Here is a 5,093-nt window from a genome sequence, read left to right on the forward strand (position 1 = left end):
GAGCACACCATGGTCTGCTTCTCGGCACCCTGCTGCGCAGCGTGATGAGTCTGCTGGTTCACCTTTCGACGATATCTCCGTGGACGGTCCGGGGCTTCGTGGCGGAGAATGAGCAGCGTGCTGGAGATGACGCGCGAGGAGTTCGAGGAACTGGTCGCCGAGGCGCTGGACCGGATCCCGCCGGAGCTGACGCGGCTGATGGACAACGTCGCGGTGTTCGTGGAGGACGAACCGCCGGCGGACGACCCGGAGCTGCTCGGGCTGTACGAGGGGACGCCGCTCACCGACCGCGGCGAGTGGTACGCGGGCGTGCTGCCGGACCGGATCACGATCTACCGGGGGCCCACCCTGCGGATGTGCACCAGCCGTGAGGAGGTCGTCTCGGAGACCGAGGTGACGGTGGTGCACGAGATCGCCCACCACTTCGGCATCGACGACGAGCGGCTGCATGCCCTTGGCTACGGGTGAGCGCGGAGGAGGCCGGGGAGCGCCCGGGGAGGGGCGAACCGTCCGACGGAGGCGCGGACGGTAACGGTGACGGCAACGGTGACGCGGACGGCGACGGCCACGGTGACCGGTACGGCACCGGCGAACCGTCCGATGGCGGTGACCGGACCGGCACCGGCGCGCCACCGGAAGCGTCCGGCGCAGTGCCGGAGGCGGCGCACCGGGGCGGGCCACGGCGTCGGCCGCCGGGCGCGACCGCCGTCTCCGGGCCGCTCCGGGAGCCGGTGGACCCCGACGTCGATCTGCACATCCCCGCGGACCGAGCCGAAGCCGTCGGGCACCGCCTGTGGACGGTGGTCCCGGTGGTCGCCGCGGGCGGCGTCATCGGGGCCTGTGCCCGGTACGGGGCGTCCCTGGTCCGGCCGACGGCGGCAGGAACGTTCCCCTGGACGACGCTCGGGGTCAACGCCGTCGGCTGTGCGCTGATCGGTGTGCTGATGGTGCTCGTGGTGGAGACCCGGGAGGCACATCCGCTGGTCAGGCCCTTCCTCGGCACCGGGGTGCTGGGCGGCTTCACCACGTTCTCGACCTATGCCGTGGACCTCGTGGAGCTGCTCGACCGCGGGCGGGCCGGGACGGCGGCCGGGTACGCGGCCGGAACGCTGGGCGCGGCGCTCGGCGGCGTAGCGGCGGCCGCGGCCCTGACACGGGCGGCCGTCCGGCGGCGCACGGCCCCGGGCCTCCCCGCCGGGAACGGGGGCGGGAGCCGGTGAACTGGCTGCTCGTGGCCGTGGGCGCGGCCGTCGGCGCGCCGCTGCGCTACCTCGTGGACCGGGCGGTGCAGGCCCGGCACGACTCGGTGTTCCCGTGGGGTACGTACGTCGTCAACATGGCCGGTTCGCTGGTGCTGGGTGCGGTGACGGGCGCGGTGGCCGCCGGTGCTGCCTCGTCACGGGTGCAGCTGCTGCTGGGGACGGGGTTGTGCGGCGCGCTGACGACGTACTCGACGTTCTCCTACGAGTCGCTGCGGCTCGGCGAGCGGGGGCACGCGCTCGCGGCCGTGGCGAACGTCGTCGGGTCGGTGGTGGTGGGGCTGGGCGCCGCCGCTCTGGGGCGGGCGCTCGCGGAGGGGCTGCTGGGCTGAGCGGCTGCTGAGTCGAGCGGCAGCTGAGTCGAGCGGCATGCCGGGCTGCTGGGCTGCTGGGCTGAGTGATGTTCCGGGCCTGCCGGGCGGAGGGGTGCTCAGGTGCTCCGGGGGGCCGGGGCCGCGACGGGCAGTCGGTTGCGGGGCCCGGCTCCGGCCGCGTCGCATCGCCCGACGTCTCGGAACGGCACGTGGGAGGCACGTCGGGACGGGTTCAGGGGAGGCACATCGGGACTGCACCTTGGGCCGGTGCCTCGGGACGGCTCAGGGGAGGCACATCGGGACGGCACCTTGGGCCGGCCTTGGGTCGGGGCCTCGGGCCGGTGCCTCGGGGCGGTGCCTCGGGGCGGGGCGTGTGCGAGGGGCCGTGCCGCTCGGCGGGCTGTGTCGCGTGGGCCGGGCACGGCCGCGTGTCCCTGAGCCGGGGGCGCGTGTCCTGGGCCGGGGAAGGGGAGTTGAACAGAGCGTCCCTGCCACGCCGCGCCCCGGAGGTGCCCGCGCATGCGCCTGTTCACCGCCCGTCTCCCGGACCGCCCGCTGCCCGCCGTCCCGCCGCCCCTCGTCCGGGCGGCGGCCGCTGCGCTGGCCGTCGCGGCGGCGGCCGGCGGGGCCACCGGCTGCATGAACGTGAGCGACCCCGAGGAGCCGGCGCCGACCCGGAAGGCGGCCGAGCGGGGCAGGGCGACCGAGCCCGACGGCGAAGTGGCCGCGACGACCGGCAGCTTCGGCGGCGGTCGGGTGGCCGGACACGCGGAGCACGGTGCGACTGACGGCAAGCGCCGGGCACCGGGCGGCGAGCACCGGACCGGGCCGGGGGCCCGGCGGGACGCGGGGGCGCAGCGCGAGCCGGTGCGGCCCGGCCGGTCCGACGGGCCCGGGCGGACGGAGCGGCCGGGCCCGGCCACCCGGCCGCCGACGCCGTCCCGGCCACCGGCCGGCTCCACGGCACCGGCGTCCCCCACGCCGACGCCGTCGCAGGGCTCCCCCACACCGGAGCCCCAGCCCTCCACCCCGGCCCCCGAGCCGACGACCGCGCAGCCCAGCGGCTCCGGCAGCCCGCTCCCGCCGGGCGTCCCGGACACGGCGGCCCAGTGGGCGCCGACGGGGCCGGCGCCGCAGACCGGGCCGTCGGCGCAGAGCTACTGACGTGCCCCAGAGGTACTGACCGGCCCGGAGGCACTGATCTGCGGCGTGCTGCGTGGCCGGCCCGCGGTGACGGGTGCCGGTGGCCGTGATCCCGGCCCCGGTCCTGGTCCCGGCCCCGGTCCTGGTCCCGGTCCCGGCCCCGGTCCTGGTCCCGGCCCCGGTCCTGGTCCCGGTCCCGGCCCCGGTCCTGGTCCCGGCCCCGGTCCTGGCCCCGGTCCCGGTCCCGGTGCTCCGCCGACCCCGGTCCGTCCGTCGCCGACCCCGGCCCGTCCGTCGCCCAGCCCGGTCCGCCGCAGGTCCTCCCGTGAGCCCTCCCGTAAGCCCTCCCGTAAGCCCTCCCGCAGGCCCGCCCGCGAGCCTTCCCGTGCCCGGCGCCCCGTCTGGTGCCGCCGCATTCCGGATCCCGGTGCCCGGGACGACTCCGTCCGGTCCTCCGACGGGTGTGTCCGGGGCCTCCGGCAGCCCCACGGGGCGCCGGAACGAGCGCGATTCCCGCCCGCTGACAGGCGATTTGCTTCTGGGGTCACCCGGTGCGTATGGTGGCAGATCGTTTGATCCCATTTGCCTGGCGCCACGATGACCTCTCGCCGAGAGGCCCAAGAGCGCCCCGTGGCGCGTTCCTGTTCCTGGCCGTGGCTGACCGCATCGAGGCGGTCGTATGCGATTCACGGAGTCTGGGCACGTGCCGAGACTTCGGAAGGTTTTGCATTTCGCATGTCCATTTCTGCTACTGACCACGCCGTCATGCCCGCGGACGAGACCGCACCCGACGAGATCGTCGAGGCACCGGAGCAGGAGGCGGCCGAGCAGGCCGCCGAGGCTCCCACGGTCACCTTCGGGGACCTCGGTCTGCCCGAGCCGGTCGTCCGCAAGCTGGCCCAGAACGGCGTCACCACGCCCTTCCCGATCCAGGCCGCGACCATCCCGGACGCCCTGGCCGGTGAGGACATCCTCGGCCGCGGCCGCACCGGCTCCGGCAAGACCCTCTCCTTCGGCCTCCCGCTGCTGACGCAGCTCGCCGGCGGCACCACCGAGAAGAAGCGCCCCCGCGGCGTCATCCTCACCCCGACCCGTGAGCTCGCGATGCAGGTCGCCGACGCGCTCCAGCCGTACGGCGATGTGCTCGGGCTCAAGATCAAGGTCGTCTGCGGCGGCACCTCGATGGGCAATCAGATCTACGCCCTGGAGCGCGGGGTCGACATCCTCGTCGCCACCCCGGGCCGGCTGCGCGACCTGATCAACCGGGGCGCCGCCTCGCTCGACAAGGTCCAGATCGCCGTCCTCGACGAGGCCGACCAGATGGCCGACCTGGGCTTCCTGCCCGAGGTCACCGAGCTGCTCGACCTGGTGCCGACCGGCGGCCAGCGGATGCTGTTCTCCGCGACGCTGGAGAACGAGATCGACACCCTGGTCAAGCGCTACCTGTCCGACCCGATCACCCACGAGGTCGACCCGTCGGCCGGTGCCGTGTCGACGATGACCCACCACGTCATGGTCGTGAAGCCGAAGGACAAGGCCCCGGTCACCGCCGCCATCGCCGCCCGCAAGGGCCGGACCATCATCTTCGTCCGCACCCAGATGGGCGCCGACCGCGTCGCGGAGCAGCTCATCGACTCCGGTGTGCGGGCCGACGCCCTGCACGGCGGCATGACCCAGGGCGCGCGGACCCGGACGCTGGCCGACTTCAAGGACGGGTACGTCAACGTCCTCGTCGCCACCGACGTCGCCGCGCGCGGTATCCACGTCGACGGCATCGACCTGGTGCTGAACGTCGACCCGGCCGGCGACCACAAGGACTACCTGCACCGCTCCGGCCGTACGGCCCGGGCCGGCCAGTCCGGCACCGTGGTCTCCCTGGCCCTGCCGCACCAGCGCAAGCAGATCTTCCGGCTGATGGAGGACGCGGGCGTCGACGCCTCGCGCCACATCGTCGGCGGTTCGGGCGCCTTCGACGAGGACGTGGCCCGGATCACCGGGGCTCGCTCGCTCACCGAGGTGCAGGCCGAGTCGGCCTCGAACTCCGCCAAGCAGGCCGAGCGCGACGTGCAGGAGCTGACCCGCGAGCTGGAGAAGGTCCAGCGTCGCGCCGCTGAGCTGCGCGAGGAGGCCGACCGGCTGCTGGCGCGGGCGGCGCGGGAGCGCGGCGAGGACCCGCAGGCCGCGGTCGCCGCCGCTGCCGAGGCCGCCGCGGAGGAGCAGGCGCAGGAGGCCATGGAGACCGCGTTCGTGCCGGCCCAGGCCGAGCGCCCGGCCGAGCCGGCCCGCTCTGCCGAGCGCCGTGACGACCGCCGTGACGACCGTCGGGACGAGCGGGGCAACTTCGAGCGCCGTGAGCGCCGTGACGAGCGTCCCTCCG

5 protein-coding genes are annotated in these 5,093 nt (G+C 75.2%); all 5 read left to right on the forward strand.

What is annotated here, in order from left to right; genetic code table 11:
* Positions 1–117 precede the first annotated feature (117 nt).
* Positions 118–468 carry a metallopeptidase family protein gene (locus ABT112_RS32835; RefSeq protein WP_351515456.1) on the forward strand — a complete coding sequence of 117 codons (351 nt, stop codon included), beginning with the start codon at positions 118–120 and terminating at the stop codon, positions 466–468.
* Between the two features lie 263 nt (positions 469–731).
* On the forward strand, positions 732–1,220 hold the full coding sequence (gene crcB, locus ABT112_RS32840) for a fluoride efflux transporter CrcB (protein ID WP_502975520.1): 489 nt from the start codon (positions 732–734) through the stop codon (positions 1,218–1,220).
* Positions 1,217–1,591, forward strand: a complete 375-nt coding sequence (gene crcB / locus ABT112_RS32845; protein WP_351515457.1) for a fluoride efflux transporter CrcB — start codon at positions 1,217–1,219, stop codon at positions 1,589–1,591. The genes crcB (ABT112_RS32840) and crcB (ABT112_RS32845) overlap by 4 nt, the downstream gene beginning before the upstream one ends.
* Positions 1,592–2,092: 501 nt before the next feature.
* Positions 2,093–2,737, forward strand: a complete 645-nt coding sequence (locus tag ABT112_RS32850) for a hypothetical protein (protein WP_351515458.1) — start codon at positions 2,093–2,095, stop codon at positions 2,735–2,737.
* 714 nt (positions 2,738–3,451) lie between these two features.
* On the forward strand, positions 3,452–5,093 hold a 1,642-nt coding region (locus ABT112_RS32855; protein WP_351515459.1), incomplete at its 3' end, for a DEAD/DEAH box helicase.

Origin of the sequence: Streptomyces sp. NPDC002055, assembly GCF_040296705.1 — a bacterium.
Lineage (GTDB): Bacteria > Actinomycetota > Actinomycetes > Streptomycetales > Streptomycetaceae > Streptomyces.

Bases quoted from the DNA above. Each gene is read 5' to 3' on its own strand.
- ABT112_RS32850 (WP_351515458.1), top strand. From the start codon at position 2,093: ATGCGCCTGTTCACCGCCCGTCTCCCGGACCGCCCGCTGCCCGCCGTC.